General features: G+C 50.8%; 19 protein-coding genes and 1 tRNA gene. 8 read left to right on the top strand and 12 right to left on the bottom strand.

The window, feature by feature from the left end; all coding sequences use genetic code 11:
* Positions 1 to 95: 95 nt before the first annotated feature.
* The 3 genes from tnpA (at position 96) to tnpC (ending at position 2,552) form a co-directional block, all read left to right on the top strand.
* On the top strand, positions 96 to 497 hold the full coding sequence (tnpA, locus tag W822_RS45055) for an IS66-like element accessory protein TnpA (protein ID WP_024007415.1): 402 nt from the start codon (positions 96 to 98) through the stop codon (positions 495 to 497).
* Positions 494 to 826, top strand: coding sequence for an IS66 family insertion sequence element accessory protein TnpB (tnpB, locus tag W822_RS45050; RefSeq protein ID WP_024007414.1), 333 nt, complete (start codon positions 494 to 496; stop codon positions 824 to 826). Before tnpA ends, tnpB begins: the two co-directional genes overlap by 4 nt.
* Before the next feature lie 223 nt (positions 827 to 1,049).
* Positions 1,050 to 2,552, top strand: a complete 1,503-nt coding sequence (gene tnpC / locus W822_RS45045; RefSeq protein ID WP_437177163.1) for an IS66 family transposase — start codon at positions 1,050 to 1,052, stop codon at positions 2,550 to 2,552.
* 266 nt (positions 2,553 to 2,818) lie between these two features.
* Here tnpC and W822_RS45040 read toward each other — a convergent pair whose 3' ends face one another.
* Complete coding sequence (locus W822_RS45040; protein WP_024007412.1) at positions 2,819 to 3,826, bottom strand: PIN domain-containing protein; 1,008 nt, start codon at positions 3,824 to 3,826, stop codon at positions 2,819 to 2,821.
* 70 nt (positions 3,827 to 3,896) lie between these two features.
* A complete protein-coding gene (rhuM, locus tag W822_RS45035) occupies positions 3,897 to 4,910 on the bottom strand; it encodes a virulence RhuM family protein/type II toxin-antitoxin system death-on-curing family toxin (protein ID WP_024007411.1) in 1,014 nt (337 codons plus the stop codon).
* A 694-nt stretch (positions 4,911 to 5,604) separates the two neighbouring features.
* Here rhuM and W822_RS46030 point away from each other — a divergent pair.
* From W822_RS46030 to W822_RS45025, 3 genes are all read left to right on the top strand, one after another.
* The gene (locus W822_RS46030; RefSeq protein ID WP_051401875.1) at positions 5,605 to 5,940 is read left to right on the top strand and encodes a hypothetical protein; all 336 of its coding nucleotides are present in this window, start codon (positions 5,605 to 5,607) and stop codon (positions 5,938 to 5,940) included.
* 553 nt (positions 5,941 to 6,493) lie between these two features.
* Positions 6,494 to 6,721 carry a DUF4224 domain-containing protein gene (locus W822_RS45030; protein ID WP_024007409.1) on the top strand — a complete coding sequence of 76 codons (228 nt, stop codon included), beginning with the start codon at positions 6,494 to 6,496 and terminating at the stop codon, positions 6,719 to 6,721.
* Between the two features lie 116 nt (positions 6,722 to 6,837).
* The gene (locus W822_RS45025) at positions 6,838 to 7,845 is read left to right on the top strand and encodes a site-specific integrase (protein ID WP_253272356.1); all 1,008 of its coding nucleotides are present in this window, start codon (positions 6,838 to 6,840) and stop codon (positions 7,843 to 7,845) included.
* Positions 7,846 to 7,950: 105 nt separating this feature from the next.
* Here the strand turns inward: W822_RS45025 and W822_RS45020 are convergent.
* A tRNA-Arg gene (locus tag W822_RS45020) sits at positions 7,951 to 8,028 on the bottom strand.
* A gap of 284 nt (positions 8,029 to 8,312) precedes the next feature.
* On the opposite strand from W822_RS45020, the gene W822_RS45015 reads away from it, so the two are divergent.
* Positions 8,313 to 8,774 (top strand): hemerythrin domain-containing protein, encoded by a 462-nt coding sequence (locus W822_RS45015; RefSeq protein WP_024007407.1) that lies wholly within the window; start codon positions 8,313 to 8,315, stop codon positions 8,772 to 8,774.
* 168 nt (positions 8,775 to 8,942) lie between these two features.
* Positions 8,943 to 10,082: a C45 family autoproteolytic acyltransferase/hydrolase gene (locus tag W822_RS45010; RefSeq protein ID WP_024007406.1), complete on the top strand. Its 1,140-nt coding sequence runs from the start codon at positions 8,943 to 8,945 to the stop codon at positions 10,080 to 10,082.
* A 57-nt stretch (positions 10,083 to 10,139) separates the two neighbouring features.
* Here the strand turns inward: W822_RS45010 and W822_RS45005 are convergent, their stop codons facing one another.
* The 9 genes from W822_RS45005 to W822_RS44965 form a co-directional block, all read right to left on the bottom strand.
* Positions 10,140 to 11,684 carry an ABC transporter substrate-binding protein gene (locus W822_RS45005; RefSeq protein WP_051401874.1) on the bottom strand — a complete coding sequence of 515 codons (1,545 nt, stop codon included), beginning with the start codon at positions 11,682 to 11,684 and terminating at the stop codon, positions 10,140 to 10,142.
* Positions 11,685 to 11,808: 124 nt separating this feature from the next.
* On the bottom strand, positions 11,809 to 12,432 hold the full coding sequence (locus W822_RS45000) for a GntR family transcriptional regulator (protein ID WP_024007404.1): 624 nt from the start codon (positions 12,430 to 12,432) through the stop codon (positions 11,809 to 11,811).
* Positions 12,433 to 12,499: 67 nt separating this feature from the next.
* A complete protein-coding gene (locus tag W822_RS44995; RefSeq protein WP_024007403.1) occupies positions 12,500 to 14,143 on the bottom strand; it encodes an ABC transporter ATP-binding protein in 1,644 nt (547 codons plus the stop codon).
* Positions 14,140 to 14,961: an ABC transporter permease gene (locus W822_RS44990; RefSeq protein ID WP_024007402.1), complete on the bottom strand. Its 822-nt coding sequence runs from the start codon at positions 14,959 to 14,961 to the stop codon at positions 14,140 to 14,142. The genes W822_RS44995 and W822_RS44990 overlap by 4 nt, the downstream gene beginning before the upstream one ends.
* Positions 14,958 to 15,902: an ABC transporter permease gene (locus tag W822_RS44985; protein WP_024007401.1), complete on the bottom strand. Its 945-nt coding sequence runs from the start codon at positions 15,900 to 15,902 to the stop codon at positions 14,958 to 14,960. Before W822_RS44985 ends, W822_RS44990 begins: the two co-directional genes overlap by 4 nt.
* A 20-nt stretch (positions 15,903 to 15,922) precedes the next feature.
* The gene (locus W822_RS44980) at positions 15,923 to 16,813 is read right to left on the bottom strand and encodes an alpha/beta hydrolase family protein (protein WP_024007400.1); all 891 of its coding nucleotides are present in this window, start codon (positions 16,811 to 16,813) and stop codon (positions 15,923 to 15,925) included.
* A gap of 299 nt (positions 16,814 to 17,112) precedes the next feature.
* Positions 17,113 to 17,247: an entericidin A/B family lipoprotein gene (locus W822_RS46250; RefSeq protein WP_081724486.1), complete on the bottom strand. Its 135-nt coding sequence runs from the start codon at positions 17,245 to 17,247 to the stop codon at positions 17,113 to 17,115.
* A 126-nt stretch (positions 17,248 to 17,373) separates the two neighbouring features.
* The gene (locus W822_RS44970) at positions 17,374 to 17,946 is read right to left on the bottom strand and encodes a ferritin-like domain-containing protein (protein ID WP_024007397.1); all 573 of its coding nucleotides are present in this window, start codon (positions 17,944 to 17,946) and stop codon (positions 17,374 to 17,376) included.
* Between the two features lie 253 nt (positions 17,947 to 18,199).
* Positions 18,200 to 18,856, bottom strand: a complete 657-nt coding sequence (locus tag W822_RS44965) for an FMN-binding negative transcriptional regulator (RefSeq protein WP_024007396.1) — start codon at positions 18,854 to 18,856, stop codon at positions 18,200 to 18,202.
* Positions 18,857 to 19,005 lie beyond the last annotated feature (149 nt).

Genomic DNA, 19,005 nt, shown 5'->3' with positions numbered 1-19,005 from the left:
TCCGGCAAAATCATCTTGAATTCGCTCGACCGATCATAGAGGATGATGGCTCTACCAAATACTTGGTGGAGTAATTTATCCCAGTAGGTGGAGTAATGCAAACTAATGAGCTTGTCCCGCAAGAAGGTAGACGCCATCGACGCCAGTTCAGTTCTCAGGCCAAGGCCGATATCGTTGCTGAGTGTCAGCAGCGTGGCGTTTCCGTCGCGGCGGTGGCCCGCGCCCACGATCTACATCCAAACCTGCTGCGCAAATGGGTCCAGACGCATGAGCGCTTCGGCAGCGATGAGGCTGTGCTCGAGCCTGCTGTGCACCGTGATGTCGCAGCGCAATTCATACCGCTGCAACTTACGCGACCGAAGACCCCCGAAGTGCCAGCCCAGATGACTGATGACATCCGGATCGAGTTGCAACATAATGGCATCAAGGCCTCGGTACGCTGGCCGATATCGCAAACCCAGCAGTGTGCCGCCTGGCTACGCGAAGTGATGAGATGATCCGGATCGATCAGATCTGGCTGGCGGTCGAACCGATGGACATGCGCGCCGGTACCGAAACGGCCCTGGCGCGGGTGGTTCAGGTGTTTGGGACGGTGCAACCGCACCATGCTTATGTGTTCGCCAATCGCCGCAGCACCCGTCTGAAGGTACTGGTGCATGACGGCATGGGTGTATGGCTGGCGGCCAGGCGACTGCATCAGGGCAGTTTTACCTGGCCACAATCAGGTGCCGCCGATCAGCAACTGAGCACACAGCAACTGCAGGCACTGGTCATCGGCCTGCCATGGAACCGGATAGGGCTCACTGGGGTGATTGATCTGTTGTAATTCATTGAGGTGGCTCACTTTTACTTTGCGCGCCCTCAATAACGATTCGCAATCGGTGCAAGTGCGCATGGCGCACAGCGTGCCGCTATGGCACACTATCCGAATGCCGTCACCCGTACCCGATCTCGACCAAATGGATGCTGCCGCCTTGAAACAATTGTTTCGAGAGCGTGAGGCTGAACTAAACAAGCTGCGCGCTGAACACCAACAGCTTGCGCAGGAGATGGCGGCCACCCAAGAGATTCTGGTGCGCCGCGAACAGATGCTCGCCGGCCAACAAGATGAAATTCGCTTCAAAGACACCAGGATTGCACAGCTCACCCACGAGATTGCTGCCCTGAAGCGTTACCGCTTCGGCAAGAAGGGTGAACAACTGTCTGGAGTACAAGGCACTCTGCTTGAGGAAGCCGTTGACGAGGACATCGGGGCGATCGAGACTGAGCTTGAGTTGCTGGCCGGTGTACCGCTTGCTACTCGGACCACGCGCCAGGCCAAGCGCAGACCCATGCCTGATCATCTGCCCCGCATTGAATACCGCCATGAACCAGAGTACACAACATGCCATTGCGGTTGCCAGTTGCAGCGCATTGGTGAGGAGGTCAGCGAGAAGCTGGACTTCATTCCTGGTGTCCTGCAGGTTGAGCGTCATGTTCGTGGAAAATGGGTCTGCAAACAGTGCCAGACCTTGACCCAGGCTCCTGTGGCCGCGCATGTGATTGACAAGGGCCTGCCCTCGACGGGACTGCTCGCCCATGTGCTGGTCGCCAAGTATGCCGATCACCTGCCGCTGTATCGGCAAGAGAGCATCTTCGAACGCGCCGGTATGAAACTGGCCCGCTCGACGCTGGCCGACTGGGTGGGTACTTGCGGCGTGCACTTGCAACCGCTGGCCGATGCCTTGCGCCAAGTCATCCTCGCGCACCGCGTGGTCCATGCCGATGAAACACCGGTGCAGATGCTCAAACCGGGCACTAAAAAAACGCATCGGGCCTATCTGTGGGCCTATGCACCTGGGGTCTTCGAACCGCTCAAGGCGGTGGTTTATGATTTTACCGAAGGGCGTGCTGGAGAGCATGCGCGCAGCTTCCTGGGCGACTGGCAAGGCAGTCTGATCTGTGACGATTACTCAGGATACAAGGCCTGCTTCACGCGAGGCATGACCGAGATCGGTTGCATGGCGCATGCGCGTCGCAAATTCTTCGAATTGCACGCCTCTAATAAAAGCCAGCTGGCCGAGCAGGCGCTGCACTACATCGGTCAGCTCTACGAGGTTGAGCGCCAGGTTAAAGAGCTGACAAGCGACGATCGACGGCGTCTACGCCAGGAGAAGGCCAAACCTCTGGCCCACGCATTGCACGGCTGGATGCTCGCGCAACGGCAGCGGGTGCCCGATGGTTCTGCCACAGCCAAAGCACTGGACTACAGTCTGAAACGCTGGACGGCCCTGACGCGTTACCTGGACGATGGGCAATTGCCGATTGATAACAACCATATCGAACAACAGATTCGACCGATTGCGATTGGACGCAACAATTGGTTGTTCACAGGATCCTTACGTGCCGGCAAACGCGCGGCTGCCATCATGACGCTCGTGCAATCGGCGCGTCTTAACGGCCATGATCCCTATGCGTACCTGAAAGACGTGCTGACACGCTTGCCGACGCAACCGGCCAGCCGGATCGGCGAATTGCTGCCTCATAACTGGACGCCTCAATCTATCCACTAAAAGACAACGGCCGCTAACGCGGCCGTGTCAATGTGTGTTCCCCGGACTCTTACAAAAATAGAGCGAAAGATATACGATAAATCTCGGCAATTGGTCGAAAGCGGCAGTTTTAAGGTCAACTCAATCCTAGCTTAAGGTCAGACGTGGCTTACAGAGTACCGGCCTTGCTCACTTTGGAGGCTATCTGGCTCGAGTTGCCGGGAGTTATAACAGTTGTTATGCAATCCCGATTGCGCTGTTCACTCGATTTAGCGAAGAGCTCTTCCTTAAGTGTCAAGCATATCCCACTCATCACCTAAGATCCATCTCAAGGCCGATAGTTTTCCGTTGATCATACCCCATTCAAAGTCGCTCCATGGGCCAGTGTCCTTGTACTTACTTCTGACTCGTTGCGCAGAGGCCAGTGCACCCTCGAATATGTCTCGATGGATGATGTTATTTGCATAATTCTGAGTTCCCTTTGGCACGATTTCAATATCACCTTTTTCAATGTGGTACATCATATTCATGTGGCGGTTGTACCAGACTTTGTCCACCAGCTCGTCCATTTCCGATAATATCTCTTGGAGGCCTCTGGTTTGATCTTCCCAAGCAAACCCGTGCTCATCTTGAAACTCTTCTAAGTCGAGGAGATCTGCTATAGCTTGGGCTGTTGAATTGAAGAAGATAGAGTTTTTCCCATCAAAGATATTTGAGAAATCTGGATGTGGTTCTCTATGATCTGTTCCTGAAAAGTCATTGACGTTGTGTGTCACGAACCTAAAACTTTCGTAATCTTCAAGGTTTCTTTTTCGGAACTCTTGGAAGGTTTCCACTAGAATGGCATCAGCCAAGCTGTTCTTATTCTTGTGAAATGGTGCCAACTTGGCTATCGCTCGCTCGGCAGCTTTGATTTTCACAGCATCTGAAATAGGAATTTCACTCGCCGATCTGAATAGTTCTATGACTCGGTTGGCAGAGGCAAAATTCGCTTCAGACAGTATAGGCAGTTTATGGTTTACATCATCAATGGCGTCCAGCGCGGCCTGCTTTCCCCTTCCACCAAAGGCTTCGATTACTCCTCTGACGAGTTTGCACTCACTAGTCAGTCGCTTACGGGAGGCCTCTGCAACTTTGTCTTTGTTCCGCTCATACTCTGTGCGCACTAGATCTGGTAGTAAGATTTTAATGACACCATCTGTGATGAGGTGCTCCAATGCCGTCAGCATCGGCAGCTCTGCTTTTTTTGAAGAAATGTCAAGCCACACGCAGGTGTCAAGCATTACAAGATGCATTAGCGCTCCTTTCTTTTGGTGAAATTTTTCAATGTTATATTGAGGACGAAAAAAGAGAGTGCGTGCATTGCTATTGAGCCTTGCCGTTATTTTCACTAGTTTTTTTTAATAGTATAAAGTGCTCAATCAGACGGATCATTAAGGTCTTCTGGCTCGACTGGCTCTCGGCCACCAACAGCGCCAATGCTACTAGAGTATTGTCATTGATTAATTGATCTACGGGTCGAGCTAGAAAATTTTGATTACGACGTAGATACCAAAGAAACAAAAACGAGCCGCAACGCTTGTTGCCATCAGCTAGTGCATGGTTCTTGATCAAAAAGTACAGCAGATGCGAAGCGCGGCTAGCCACGTTAGGATAAAACAACTCTTCGCCAAATCCTTGTTCAATCGTTGCCAGGGCTGATGCTAGTCCATCGCCACGTACCAGTCCGAATAGTTCAGTTGCTTCGCCTTTGTCGATCAAGGTCTGCTTTAATTCGGCAATCGCCGCCAAAGCGTCGTTTAAAGACAGCGGGCGCATGTCAGTCTGGTTCTGAGCTATTTCCTCAAGTGCTTGCTCGTCGTAGCCCTGTAGTAAACTCCAGGAACGAGCATAGTCACTGATAACTCTGGCCACAGCTTCACCTTGGGCAGAAATCATTCCCTGGCTCGCGAGCGTGCGACTGAGCAATTCTACTGCCTGCTCAAACTCAATTCCGCGCTCGATTAGCCGGTGCTGATTCAAGCTATAGCCCTGAACCAGGTGCTCCTTGAGTACGCGGGTGGCCCACTGTCGAAATTGCACGCCACGCAACGACTTTACTCGATAGCCTACAGAAATAATGACATCAAGATTGAAGTGTTCGACTTGGTAAGTTTTGCCATCGGACGCAGTTGTTGCATTTTTTGCAACAACTGACTTCCGTTCCAATTCTTCCTCTTTGAACACATTGCGGATATGACGTGAGATCACTGATTTATCGCGATCAAATAATGCGGCCATCTGATCAAGGCTAAGCCAAGCCGTCTCATGATCCACAGCCACTTCCAGTTGTGCGACGCCGTCCTGGCTGACAAAAATTTGGATTTGTTGTTCAGTCATTTGTAGTTACTAAGGGTATATTCCCTATTAAGTGGTTAGCATGCATTTGAAATGCTCACAGGAGGCAGATGGCAGCATTCCCAAAAACACCTATCCGTTGAGTTTGTGAACGTAACTAGAATATCGAAAACTAGGGTGGGTATGAACCGCCCGGCATTTTGTATTACAGAAATAAAAAAAGTACGGCATTTGCTGTTTAGAAATCCACAATTTAATGAACATTAAAATAGAAATGATATTATAAGCACGACAGAACTTATTGCAATTTACATCAAATGTATCTAAAAGCTATTTAAATGACTGCAGAATTGAGATATTCGAGGCTCGTGTATCCTCTGATATTTCTTGTTAAATTGACTTTACATAGCGGCGTGCTCGACCTGCGGTCAGGGTGTTTAAAGAGTACGAGTAGGGGATTCCCGTTCGAAGCAGGAAATGTGTTTGTTGTTCTAAGTGGGCAATGACCAGACAGAGTTTTGATAATGATGGAATTTGAACGATTTGAAAGATTTATAGCCTGATTATGTAGTTAATTAGCAAAGTATTGATGCTGGCTAGCTTGAAAGACTGATACGTAGATGACCTGAGGCTTGGTAAAACTCCAGATTTACTATATTTATGCTATCAAATGCTATTCAATTATTCAATAGCAAAAGTTAATTATTAAAACCGATTTACGACCGAGAACAACAGCATGATTGAAGACCAGAAAATACGTGTCGCAAAACTTAAAAACCTTATAGGCAAACAAAGTATCGCTGCTTTCTGTCGAAAATTCGAAAAGATAGATCCAAACTATATTTCGCAGATTTTAAATGGACACAGAAATTTTGGAGAAAAAGCCGCACGTACGATGGAGGTGAAATTGGGATTAACTCCTGGATGGTTCGACGAGCGCTCAGGCGATGTTTGGCCATTTGCTTCAATAACTTATCAGGAATATCTGCGTTTGGATGCTGCTGATCAACACGAAATTGAGACATTGCTAGGCTTAAAGGCGCTCAAAATTAGAGAATCAAAAAATAATTAATGCCATATAGCGTGCAGGCGCTATTGCCTTGGAGCGTGACGCTGTAAGCCCTACGCCATTCCAATTTACTATCACGATTAGCATTGCCAGCAACTACCATCAAGAACGGCACTGGGTCGAGCTTACGATTCAAAGCAAACCTGGATTTACTCCTGTAAGTATCTAAACTATTTTGAAAATCTATCCAAAATATATAGCAAATGCTATTGAATTATTGGTTAGCAATTGCTATTATTAAGTATCGAACGGCACACGATTGTCGGAACCCAGGCGATGCCCTAAGGGGAGCAATTGGGATGAATCAAAGGGAAACTGGAGGTTCAAGATGCCCGATGCCGAAGAGGGAACAGTCGGGTGTAGTATCTTTGAGGGCCTTTTTTGTCAAAGGGTTTTCAAAAATGCTTTCAAACAAAATACGTCTGATCAATTTGCATGACGATAAATTTTCATCAGTTTTTGAGAGTACCTCTGTTGTGAGTTGATAGACGCTCTAATTGTACTCACTGACGCCAGTCGTATAATTGAGACAACCTGAGAGAACTGGGGAACTGAAATGTCAGAAACTACATTTTTAAGGACATCAGAGCTGATCAGCTTGACTGACCGTACTCGGCATGACGCCCAAGTGCGAGCATTAAGATTCATGGGAATTGAACACAGGGTTCGTCCAGATGGGTCGGTAGCGGTGTTGCGCGCCCATATTCACTTTGCTTTTGGTGCCGGCGATAGGGTTATGAATTCTGATGAAAAGGAAATCGAACCTGATTGGGACGCCGTCTAATGGGACGCAAGCGAAATGCAGAAAATAGAGGGTTGCCGAGTAGATGGCGCTTGAATCATGGGGCGTACTATTATCAGGTTCCGCCGGGACTCGAAACGCTTTGGGACGGAAAGAAAATGTTTCGTCTCGGCACTGCCTTGTCGGAAGCCTACAAAGTCTGGGCGGCCAGATTAGAACATAATATCGAAGTGCGATCCATCGACAATCTATTAGACCGATATTTATTGGAGGTGGTCCCGACAAAAGCAGTCAGTACGCACGAACAACAACGTATCTGGGTACGACAGTTGCGTGGTGTCTTCGGTAAATTACCAATAACCGGAATGAAGCCTCGGCTTGTTTATCGCTACGTTGATGCTCGGAGCAAAAAGAAAACGACTGTTGTCAAAGATGAGATCACTGGTATGGAAAAACGCAAAGTCACCGGCGGACGGGTTGCGGCACATCGGGAAATTGAGGTGCTATCCCACGCATTTACCAAAGCGGTAGAGTGGGGGTACTTGGATCGCCATCCTTTTAAGGGTGAAGTGAGGCTACGAGGAGAGCTGTCGCGTGATCGTTATATCGAGGACTGGGAAATCATTGAAGCACTCTCGCTGCCATCGCAACGCAAAAAGGGTAGCGTGTTGGCAATACAGGCATATATGCGAATCAAATTAATGACCGGTATGGCCAGATCTGATTTGCTGCGCCTGCGGCTGAATGAGCATATTAAGGACGACGGCATACACATCCAACGGCACAAGACTGAAAACTCATCTGGCAAGCGAACCATTTATGAATGGACGCCGGAATTAAAAGCCGCTGTTGAGCAGGCCAAGTTCGTGCGGCCGGTATTGTCTCCAATGTTGTTCTGCAATAAGTACGGAAGAGGCTACATTGACGAGGAAACAGGCAACACCGACGGCTGGGACAGTATGTGGCAGCGCTTTATGGAAAGAGTACTAACGGAAACCAAGGTGATCCAACGATTCACTGAGCACGATATGCGTGCAAAATGTGCTTCCGATGCCATCACACTTGAGCATGCCAGAGCACTGTTATCGCATGCTGATGCTCGGACTACGAATAAGATTTACCGGCGCAAACCAGAGCGCGTTGGCCCTCTGAAAGGAGTGGCGTAGAGTTTGATAAGGGCTATAGTCGAGTATTTTTTCACATTTCAATAGTGCAAACCCGATTCAATAGTGCAAAAACAAAAGGCCTCCGCTTGGAGACCTTAAGTAAAATGGCGCGCCCGGCAGGATTTGAACCCACGACCCCTTGGTTCGTAGCCAAGTACTCTAATCCAACTGAGCTACGGGCGCGCTGCTAACTGCAAGAAAAGAATTATGCTCTAAATGGCTCCGTAATGCAAGCGCTTCGCATAGAAAAATATAAAAAATGTCCAAAAAGTACAACATAATCGATTTGAACGTCTTATCGGGTTGTCTCGTTGCAACGCAGCGCTGTCGCTATTTCGTCTATAGTGACAGCAGTACCCGGCCCATAGCCGGTTACTAAAACCCCTTACTCAGTTCCCTGGAAGCCACTTTGGGCAACAGCTAATGCTAATGTGGCGGACAAGCCCAAAACATAAAAGGAAAATTGAATGGAAACGATTTATGATGCTTTGCGGGAGAGCCATGACGTGCAGCGCAGCCTCTGTAAGAGGCTGCTTCGTACCAAACCGGGTACGGGCAGCAGGGACGATATTTTCAAGGACCTGTTCGTAGAACTGGAAGCCCATGCGGCGGCCGAAGAGCGCTTTCTGTATGCGCCCATTCTGATGGACGACAACGGCCTTTCTCCGTCACGACACGCGCTGGCAGAACATCACGAAATCGAGGAAATGCTGGAAGACCTGCAATCGGAACCGTCCAATTCTCCGGGCTGGCTGGCGCAGGCCAAGGCGTTGTCCAAAAAAGTGCATCATCATCTTCGCGAGGAAGAAAAGAAATTCTTCCAGGCCTCGGGCAAGATTTTGACAGATACACAAAAGACACAACTGGCCAGGAAGTACCGTCGCGATTTCAATCGAATGAAGAAAGTACTCAGTGAAAAAGTAACCTGATGCCACGCTGAAATAATGCCAGCGCCGGGGCGGGCTAGGGTAAACCCATGCTTAAATTGGCGCCAAAATATTCTACAATAATAGCGCCCATATTCTAAATTGATATATTGCTGCTTTGCGTCTGTGAATGGGTGCCGCCACGCAGCACTTTTCTCACGGATAGATACGATGCCTACCATTGAGCAGTTTCCTTTTATTTCGGTCGCTGGTCGACCATTCGAGCGCGGTGTTCAGTACGGGCAGCAGGCCAGGGAGCGCGTGCGGCTCAGTATGAAACTGTATGGTCAGACCTTGGTTGACCTGGGATTCAGCGAAAGCCAGAGGCTGGCGTTGATCAACAGCTTTGTGCCGGCCATTGAGGAATTTGCGGCGCACTATCTGGATGAAATGCGCGGGATCGCTGAAGGGGCGGACGTACCGTTCGAAGATGTTGTCATGATCAATGCCCGCACCGAAGTATTGGCACGAGCCCGCGCTGAAAAGAACCGGGCAGTAGAGCTGGAGCCCGATGATGGATGCACCGGCGCGCTGATCCTGCCGGAGCGGTCAAAAAGTGGCAATCTGTTGCATGCCCAGAATTGGGATTGGCGTGCCGAGTGCGTGGATACCGCTATCGTGCTGCGTATTCGCAGCGATGAGGGGCCTGATATTCTGACTTTTGTGGAAGCGGGTGGGCTTGCACGCAGTGGCCTCAATAGCGCCGGTGTTTCCATTACAGCCAATTATCTGGAGTCTGATCGGGATTTTGGGCAAATGGGTACGCCCTTATCGCTGATTCGGCGCAAGGTACTTGAGCAGCAACACTTCGCGCTCGCACTCAAAGCAGTGGCGACAACGCCCAAATCTTGTTCAAACAATATCATGCTTGGCATGGCACAGGGATTCGGTATTGATTTTGAATGTACAACCAATGAATCGTTTCCTATTTATCCAGGAGAGGATCATTTGATCGTGCATGCCAATCACTGGGTCAATCCGGTGGCACTCTGCAAATTGCTGGACACGGGGCGCGCCAGTACTCCGGAGAGTTCCTATCGTGATTGGCGCGTGCGCCGGCTGCTGAATGAACAGGAAAAACTGAATCTGAATGATTTAAAACGTGCACTGTTCGACGATTTTGGTACCCCGTATTCAGTGTGCCGTCCGCCGAGACCGGGCAGCCATGACAATTTGTCGGCAACGGTCGCCATGATCGCGATGGAGCCGGCGCTTGGGGTGATGGATGCAGCCCCGTTGCCGGCCTTAAACAGCGTATTTACACGCTATAGCCTCACAGAGGAACCTGTGGTTCTGGAGGCGGGGCAATAATTGCAAGTGAAAAGAACCTTGGGGGAAATGAGTCGGGCAGGGTACCTGCCCATGCCTTTACCACATAAGCGGCTTGCCTTCCCATACGCTGAAGCCTTTCAGATTCTTGCGATATCCCCAGGCGGTAGCGCCGTTAAATAGAATAATGAGTGGGGTGTCATCAAGCATTTTTTCATGAAGCTGATCAAAAATCTGCTGGCGTTTTTTATCGTCGAATTCGTCAAAGCTGGCGCTGATCAGTTTTTCTGCTTCCGGATTATCCCAAACCTTGCGCGATTGTTTATCTTTATCGCCAGAAAACTGTTCGTAGCTCAAAGACGGATCCATGCGTGCAGAATAGGTGAATGAGCTCATCTGATAGTTACCGCGATTATATCGATCCAGCTGAGTGGCCCACTCCAGTACTTCGATTTGAGCGTTGATGCCCGCCGCCTGCATCATGGCCTGGGCCATCACTGCAACCTGGTAGCTTGGCACATGGGCTCGCTTGTTGGCGTAGATTACAATTTTCTCGCCTTTGTAGCCCGATTCTGCCAGTAATTTGCGGGCTTTCTCGGGATCGTAATGATATCCTTTTTTCTGGACTTCATCGTAGAATGCCGATGTCGCAGGGATAGCAGAATTGTTTGCATCCTTGACAAGGTTTTCGCTCGCGGCCATGACAATTTGTGGGATATCCAGCGAAGCAGCAATGGCCTGGCGCAATTTTTTGTTTTTCAATACCGGATCACGTGTTTGCATCAACAGGGAGTGTTTGCTTGCTTCCTGAGGCAGAATGATGGCGACATCGGTATTGTTCTTGAGTTCCTGGTAGTCTGAGAAAGTGATCTGGGAGGCATCGATGGCGCCCGATTGCAGGCCTGCCCTGGCTGTGGATGGATCGGGTACAACAAGAAATTTCACTTCGTCATTGACAGGCACTTTTTTACCCAGATAGCCATCGGCTTTCTCGCCCGGAGGGGAGACATAGCCGGCGAATTTTTTGAGCGTGACATACTGGCTTCTTTTCCACGAGTCAAACATGTAAGGCCCCGTGCCTATCGGTTTGTCCCAAGATCCGTCCGCTTTGACAGAATCGCGGTGTATGACTGCGGCGCCGGCACAGTCGGTACGGGCCAGGGTATCCAGGAATACAGCCGAAGCCTTGTCCGTTTTCATCACAAATGTTTTCGCGTCCGGCGCGCTGACTTCGGTCACTTTCAGGCCATTGCGGCCATCGAATTCACCAAGACAGCGCCAGCCGGTTTTGGGGTCCATGTAACGGTTCCAGCTCCATAGCACGTCGGCAGATGTCATGGGTTTCCCGTTATGAAATTTGACGTTATCCCGCAATGTGAATGTGTAAGTCAGGCCGTCCTGTGAAATGTCGATTTTTTTTGCCAGAAGAGGACCTACGCTACCGTTGGCCTTGTAGCCCACCAATCCTTCCACGACATTCAAAATGACACCATCTGTTGTGTTATCGCGGTTGACTCCCGGATTGGTCGAGCGGATATCCGCCGGTTGTGCGACGACAATGGGTTTTGCCAGGGCGGTTGCAGGTAGTGCGAGAAGTAGTGCGGCCACCACAGGAGTCAAGCGCAGGGACGGGGATATGTTCACGGGATATTCCTTGAATAGTTAATTATTTTAACAATAATATTGGCGCCAATATTTGCTAGATTTTGCCGCAGTCTGTTGAGTCCGTCACCCCGTAGTTACCCTTACGGAAAGGCCGTCAGGGTGGTCAGGTTCCTTCTGATTGCTGAATGTGCTGTCTTACGACTGCTTGAGCCTGCTTCAGGTCACGTTCGCGCAATGCCGCGACCAGATCGAAGTGCTCTTTTGCCGATTGCTGGACACGGGCGTGATTCACCCATTGCGTCGTGGGCGCAGCCGGTGTGCCAGCCTTGATGTCGTGGATCAGACGCACCAGTTCTCGATTTTTGCACAGCGCATATACGGCCTGATGAAATGCCTGGTTGGCGGCATATTGTTCAAGCAACGTACCGGTTGACGTAAGCATGTCAAATTTTCGGGCGAGGTCTTCGATATGCTTGAGCTGTTTGGCAGTGATATGTTTGATAACATCTTCAAGTGCACCACACTCCAGTAATATCCGTACGTCCCGAATTTCGTCCAGCCTGACAGGGTCGGGCACATGAACGTGGTATCCCCGATTGGGAATGTGTTCTATCAGCCGCTTGATGACCAATTGGTCGAGTGCCTTGCGTACATCCAGTCGCGTCGCCCCGTACCGTTCCTGAATGTCGACTTGCTTGAGCCAGCTTCCTGGTCCAAGCTTGCCGCTATGAATGTCGGATGCAAGATCATCTGCAAGGCGGGTGGAAGACGAAGGGCGTTGCGACATGAAAGACTCCATAAAGATCTGATGCGGCATTTTATTGGTCTCGCTGGCGATTTGCCAAGACCTGTATTTACATAGTCTGCCGTGCAAAACGCCATTTTAGTTTAACGCCGCCTTGTTCTGTCACTTCCAGAGCAGGAATGGCCGATAATAGCTTTCGGGTGTATTCGTGTGCCGGAGTGTCAAAAATAGCGTCTCGTGTTCCCTGTTCAAGAATATCACCCTGGTGCATGACGATTACGCGATCGGCCACCTGTTCGACTACGCCCAGATCATGACTGATGAAGAGACATGAAAAACCATACTTGCTCTGCAATTGCGCGAATAAAGCGAGTACCTGGGCCCGTACGGTAACATCAAGAGCAGAGACGGGTTCGTCGGCAATAATGAAAGAGGGGCGCCGAACAACCGCTCTGGCAATCGCCACTCTTTGTCGCTGGCCGCCAGACAGTTCGTGAGGATAACGCTCGGCAAAGAGTCTGTCGAGGCCGACTTCATCCAGAACGGTGCTTACACGTTCCCGTGTCTCCTGCGTACTCATCTCAGGAACATGCCTCAGCCCCTCTCCGACCAGTTGCCCGACAGTCATGCGAGGATTTAGGGAAGAGTATGGATCCTGGAAGACCATTTGGCAGTTCAGGCGGTAATGGTTCCAGGCAGCATCGGATTTGTCTATGGGCTTTCCATCAAACTGAATCTGGCCCGAGGTGGGACGCAGCAGGCCTGCAATTGCCCGACCAAGCGTTGTTTTCCCAGAACCGGAACCGCCTACTACCGCGACGACTTCACCAGGATGGATTGCAAGGCTGATGCCCTTGAGCGCACGCTTTGCCTGGCCACGAGAAAAGAGGCTGCCTTTACCTGGATAATCAATGATCAGATCGTTGACCTGAACCAGCGGGCTGGCGGCAGACTGTGTGCGTGCGGGTGTGCGATGAGGAATGGCTGCCAGCAGTTTTTGCGTGTACGGATGTTCGGGTCTTGCCAGCAGGGTTTCTGTGGAGCCCGTCTCAACCACATTGCCGTGCTGCATGACGATGATTCGTTCCGTGTATCGTGCAACCATTGGCAGGTCGTGGCTGATCATCAGAACTGCCGTGTTATGTTCGCGTGTCATGGATGTCATCAATTCGAGCACATCCCGTTGTATGACGGCGTCCAGCGCGGTGGTCGGTTCGTCGGCAATCAGAAGCGCCGGTTCGAGCAGCATCACTGAGGCCAGCATGATGCGCTGGCGCATCCCGCCTGAGAATTCGTGAGGCCATGCCCGCATGGCAGCATCAGGATTTTGAATGCCTACACGTTCCAGCATAGTGAGTATCCGGCTGCGACGTTCCGCACTGCCAAGCTTGCGCCGGTGCAGTGCGAGCCCTTCATTGAGCTGCTTCCCCACCGTCATGGACGGGTTCAGGGAGGTCATCGGTTCCTGGAATACCATGCCGATTCGTGCGCCGCGCAGGGTTCGCAGCCGTGCCGCGGGTAGTGTGGTCAGATCCTGGCCTTCAAAGTAGATTGTGCCTGCCGCACGCACCAGAGGCGGCGGCGTCAATCCCAGAATGGCACGGGCTGCCTGGGTCTTGCCGCTACCGGACTCACCGACAATGCCGACCATTTCCCCTGGGGCAATATCAAATGAAATATTGTTAACGATTGATCTGCCACCGTGGCCTACGCTCAGGGACAGGTTCGATACGGAAACCAATTGAGCTGTCATCGTACACCTCGCATGCGTGGATCCAGACGATCCCTTATGGCATCGCCCAACAGGTTGATACCGAGTAAAGTCAGGGCAATGCACAGGCCGGGAAACAGAGTCAGCCACGTCGCTGAATCAATATAAGGGCGAGCCGAGGCGAGCATATTGCCCCATGTCGGCGCAGGTGGGGGCACGCCCAGTCCAAGAAATGACAGTGCGCTTTCGGCAAGAATGACCCAGCCGAACATTGCAGTTGCCATGATGGTGATGGGTGCCAGGCAATTGGGCAGGACATGACGCAGCATGGTGTAGCATTCCGAATTTCCCAAGACCCGTGACGACTCGATGAACTCGCGTTCCCTGAGGGAAAGCACGGTGCCCCGCACAATCCGGGTGACCGACGGGATATAAGCCAACCCCAATGCGAGAATAATGCCGTATTTGTTCGCACCGAATATCGCCAGCAGGCCCAGTGCCAGCAAGAGTCCCGGAAATGCGAGCAAGGCGTTGTTTAACGCCATGATGATACGATCCGTCCAGCCTCGCAAATAGCCTGTAAGCAGTCCGAGACAGGTGCCACCCGTCAGCGCAAAAGAAACTGTCAGCAGGCTGATCCACACGCTGGTTCCTGCTGCGGTGATCAATCTGGACAGCTCGTCTCGCCCGAATTCGTCAGTGCCAAGCCAGAACTGAGCGTCTGGTGCATGCAGTCTGCTGGCGAAATTGATTTTCAGAGGATCAAACGGTGTCCAGAAAAGCCCGATTATGGCTACGATGAGCAGGGTGCTGATGATAAGGCCGCCCAGTAACGCATTCAATGGAATTTTTGTCTTCATTCGGCGGTGACTCTTGGATCGAAAATCGGATAACAGAGATCTACAAACAGGTTGACCAGAACGTAGATGACGGCGACAAAGAGAAGGCATCCCTGGATAACGGGATAGTCTCGTGCGAAGATCGAGTCGACCAGCAAACGTCCGAGTCCGGGAATAGTAAATACGGTTTCGACGACTGCAATCCCGCCAAGCAGATTGCCCAGGACCAGTCCAATCAGCGTCCAGGTAGGGCCAAACGCGTTCCTGAAAACGTGATGCGTCAGAACGGCGCTTTCCGAAAGGCCCTTGGCCCGTGCATGGGTGACATAGTCGAGCCTGAGCACTTCAAGTGCACTGGCGCGGGACATGCGGATGATGACGCCGATTTCATGTATAAACAATGTCATGATCGGCATCATCAGATATAACAATCCCGCCTTCCAGTCGGTCGCGATCGATACATATCCGACCACAGGCAGCCACCCCAGTTGAAGTCCGAAGAAAAGCAGAAGAATGAGTCCGAGCCAAAACGTCGGGATCGAAACCAGCAGCGTCGACAGGCCAATTAAGAGCAGGTCTATCGGCTGGTTCTGTTTCCAGGCGGCAATAATGCCTGCCGGTACCGCGATGAGGGTTGCGATCAACACGGCGATCATTACGATTTGAGCGCTGACTGTGAATCGCTCCCAAACCAGTCCAAGAACGGGAACATTCTGATTGATTGAGATTCCCAGGTCGCCCTGCAGCACGTGGCCGAACCAGATAATGAACTGCTCCCAGACGCTGCGATCCAGACCGAGCCTGATACGCAAGTCGGCCAGGCTGGTGGGGTCAGCCATATCGCCCAGCAGCAACTGTGCAGGATCACCCGGAATCAGTCGGATCAGCACGAATACGGCAATTGCCACAATAATCAGCGTGGGTACGGCCATGGCAATACGGGACAACACAAATTTGAACATGACAGTTCCTGGTGTGCAGATCAGCGATCGACCATTTCACAATTGTGATCAAAACGAAGCTTGAACAATACGTCTGCAAAGAAATCCTGGACCTGTCGAACGCATGCCAGGCCATTGTGTGCCACATTATCCACTAGATCCAAATGCACTTTCACGCCGGCATCCTGAAAACTTTTGCGCAAGGTAGCAATTCGCTCAGGGCGTGTGGCACCGGCCTTATTGGCCCCGGGCATATAGAATTTACCACCTTCCCTGTGGGTGATTTCCCAAGTTTCGAGATCGGCTTTGCCAACAATCATATGTACAGGCAGTTTTTTCAAAGTCTCAAAATCAGGGCTGATGCCGAATTTTTCCTGCATGCCTTTCACGCCGATCCACCAGTCACTATTGGTATCCAGCAGTGTGACTGAGCCTGGCGCGCCTATGGAGACTGCCCATAACCGTTGCGGGTGAAGCAGGCAGAACCGGTTGGCAAACTGTCCGCCCCCGGAATAGCCAAAGAGCGCGAACCGACGAAAATCACAATCGAATTTATTGCCCACTTCTTCAACCATATCGAGCAGGATATGGTCGTAGCGTATGTTGTCTTCGACAAGTTGCTTGAAGCCGTCACGGTTCCCGTCCCCCAGGATGCCCGCGGGAAAGAGGGGACACAGAATGATGCAATTGTTCCAATGCGCGAAATCGGCGAACGCGTCACGGTATTCGGTAAAGGCCCGACCTGTTCCATGCATGACGACCACAAGTGCGGGTTGTTGTCCTTCAGCATGTTTTCGAGCGGGTGCATAGGTACAGTAGGAAAATCGTGGGTCTTTGCGTGACGCAAATATTGTGCTGTTTTCCATATCGTAAATTGCTCGAGCGCGTTCGGCGCCGAAATGATCGGCTGAAAGATTTTGTCCCTCGGACATGTCCTTCCTTTATTTTGTTAATAATATTGGCGCCAATATTATCTACATTTTTACGCTGCGACAACTCGGGTATCCCCTAATGCAAAGGTTCAACGCCAAGTCGGTCTATTTTGTTTTCGATTGAAATGTTAATGCACGTATAGAGGGCGAATGATTGTATTCCGCCAGAGACGGCGCTAATTTTTGGAGGGCACGCAGCAGGCAGTAAAAAAGCCTTGCGCACATTGCATGCAAGGCTTTTTCGCGAATCAATCAGATTCCTGCATACCCGCAAGGGATGCAAAAACCTGACGCTGTCATTATTTATGGCGCTCGGCAGCACCAGTGATGGCTGCTCCACCACGCTGCAGATCCTGTCCTGCTCCGGATACGGTGTTGCAAGCAGCCAGGCCGAGTAGAGATACCAACACGGCGACCAGTCCTAGTTTTTTCATGATTTATTCTCCATAAATATGTAGGTCGAATGACAAATGGGATAATCCGCGATTACGAATAAACTGTCAATGAGCAATTATCATTGAAAGTGGACTTTTTGCAAAAAATCCACTTCAACTCATGACTTATTTGGTCACGACAGATCGCATCCAGTCGCTCAGTTCGTCGGCGTGCTCTTCTTCGTCGTTCAAAATGCTTTCCAACAAACGACGTGTGGTGGGGTCCTTGTCGCCAATGAGGTCGATCATTTGCGTATAGGATTCAATCGCTACACGCTCGGCGATCAGATTCGACTTGATCATCTCGTGCAGATCGGCGTCATCGTTGTAGTCTGCATGGCTGCGCGCCAGCAGGGTATCAGGAGAAAAATCCGGCTCTCCGCCCAGTTGCACGATGCGCTTGGCAATAGAATCGGCATGCGCAGATTCTTCATTGGCGTGAACCAGGAATTCGTCTGCGATAGCGGGCGATTCCAATCCTGTTGCGGTAAAGTGATGGCGCTTGTAGCGCAATATACAGACGATTTCCGTGGCAAGAGCGTCGTTCAGAAGTCGAACAATATCTTCGCGCCATGGATTGTCTTCTGCCACGACTGCGCCATCATCCAGACTTTTCTTTGCACGTTCAATTGCGGCTTCATTCAGTTGGAGACGAGTCTTTGCGCTGTTTTTTGCGACTGTTTTGCTCTTTTCTTTCATAGTAACTCCTGTCTGTAATAAACATTTAAGAAAAAATATCGTATTCAGATTAGTGTCAGATGGAATGGCAGCCAACCCATGAACTATAGAAAGATCATAACATTTTCTATGCGGGATGAAACAATTGCCGTTTGCACGAGCAAGCTTCGTATTTCAATTGTTTTATTTACAAACGTGATTGCAGTCCTTTGATAATTGTGATTATGATCCTGGCCAATGGAGGTTGTAATTCGTCCAGTCTGAAGGTCGGCCCTTATTGTGCAAGATCCGTTTTTTTTAATATCCGGCTCATCGTGTCTGCCAGTGCCTGGCTGCCCTCCGTCGCCTGGGTATTGCGCAAGCCGTCAATCACGCCAGCCTGGTCGGCGGCGTTGCGATTCTGGCTCATTTTCCATTTGCCTTCGATGTGCGTGATGGTGATCTCCAGCCCGACGATGGCACGTTTTTGCTGTTCGATAAATTCCGGTGGCGCGTCGGACACCTGCCATGGAGACGGCATGCCGCTTTCCTGCTGACGGGTCAGGGCGCTGATCTGGCTGTGCAGCCAGGCAGGGTCGTCGGTTGTGCGAACCGTGCCGCGTATTTGTACCATGGCGTAATTCCAGGTGGGTACCACCCGATGCGTTGTCGCTTTGCCCGGATACCAGGAAGGCGAAATATAGCCTTGTTCACCCTGAAATACGAGCAGACAGGATGGGTCCTGGGCGAACAATGACCAATGCGGATTTGCTCGCGCGAGGTGGGCTCGCAGCACGCCGTGTTCGCCTTCGTCGGGGAAAAACAAAAAGGGTAGTGGACTGGCCTGTACGCCATCGGGCCCGAGTGAAATCAACAGTCCGAGTGGATAGCTGCGGATCAGATCGGCAATCAGCCGAGGGTCGGCGATGCGAAAAAAGGACGGGTTATACATGGTGGTCTGTTTTACATAGTGGTCTGTTTTTCTGACGGGCACGGCGATCTTGCAGCCGACTCTATAGCGGCAAAAAGGACAGTATATGATGCTGCACTCAAAGAGCAATGGCGAATCGTGATGAAATTTTCAAAATAAAACAGATTAAG

This window comes from Advenella kashmirensis W13003 (genome assembly GCF_000506985.1).
Lineage (GTDB): Bacteria > Pseudomonadota > Gammaproteobacteria > Burkholderiales > Burkholderiaceae_B > Advenella > Advenella kashmirensis_A.
This window is presented reverse-complemented; position numbering and strand designations above follow the sequence as displayed.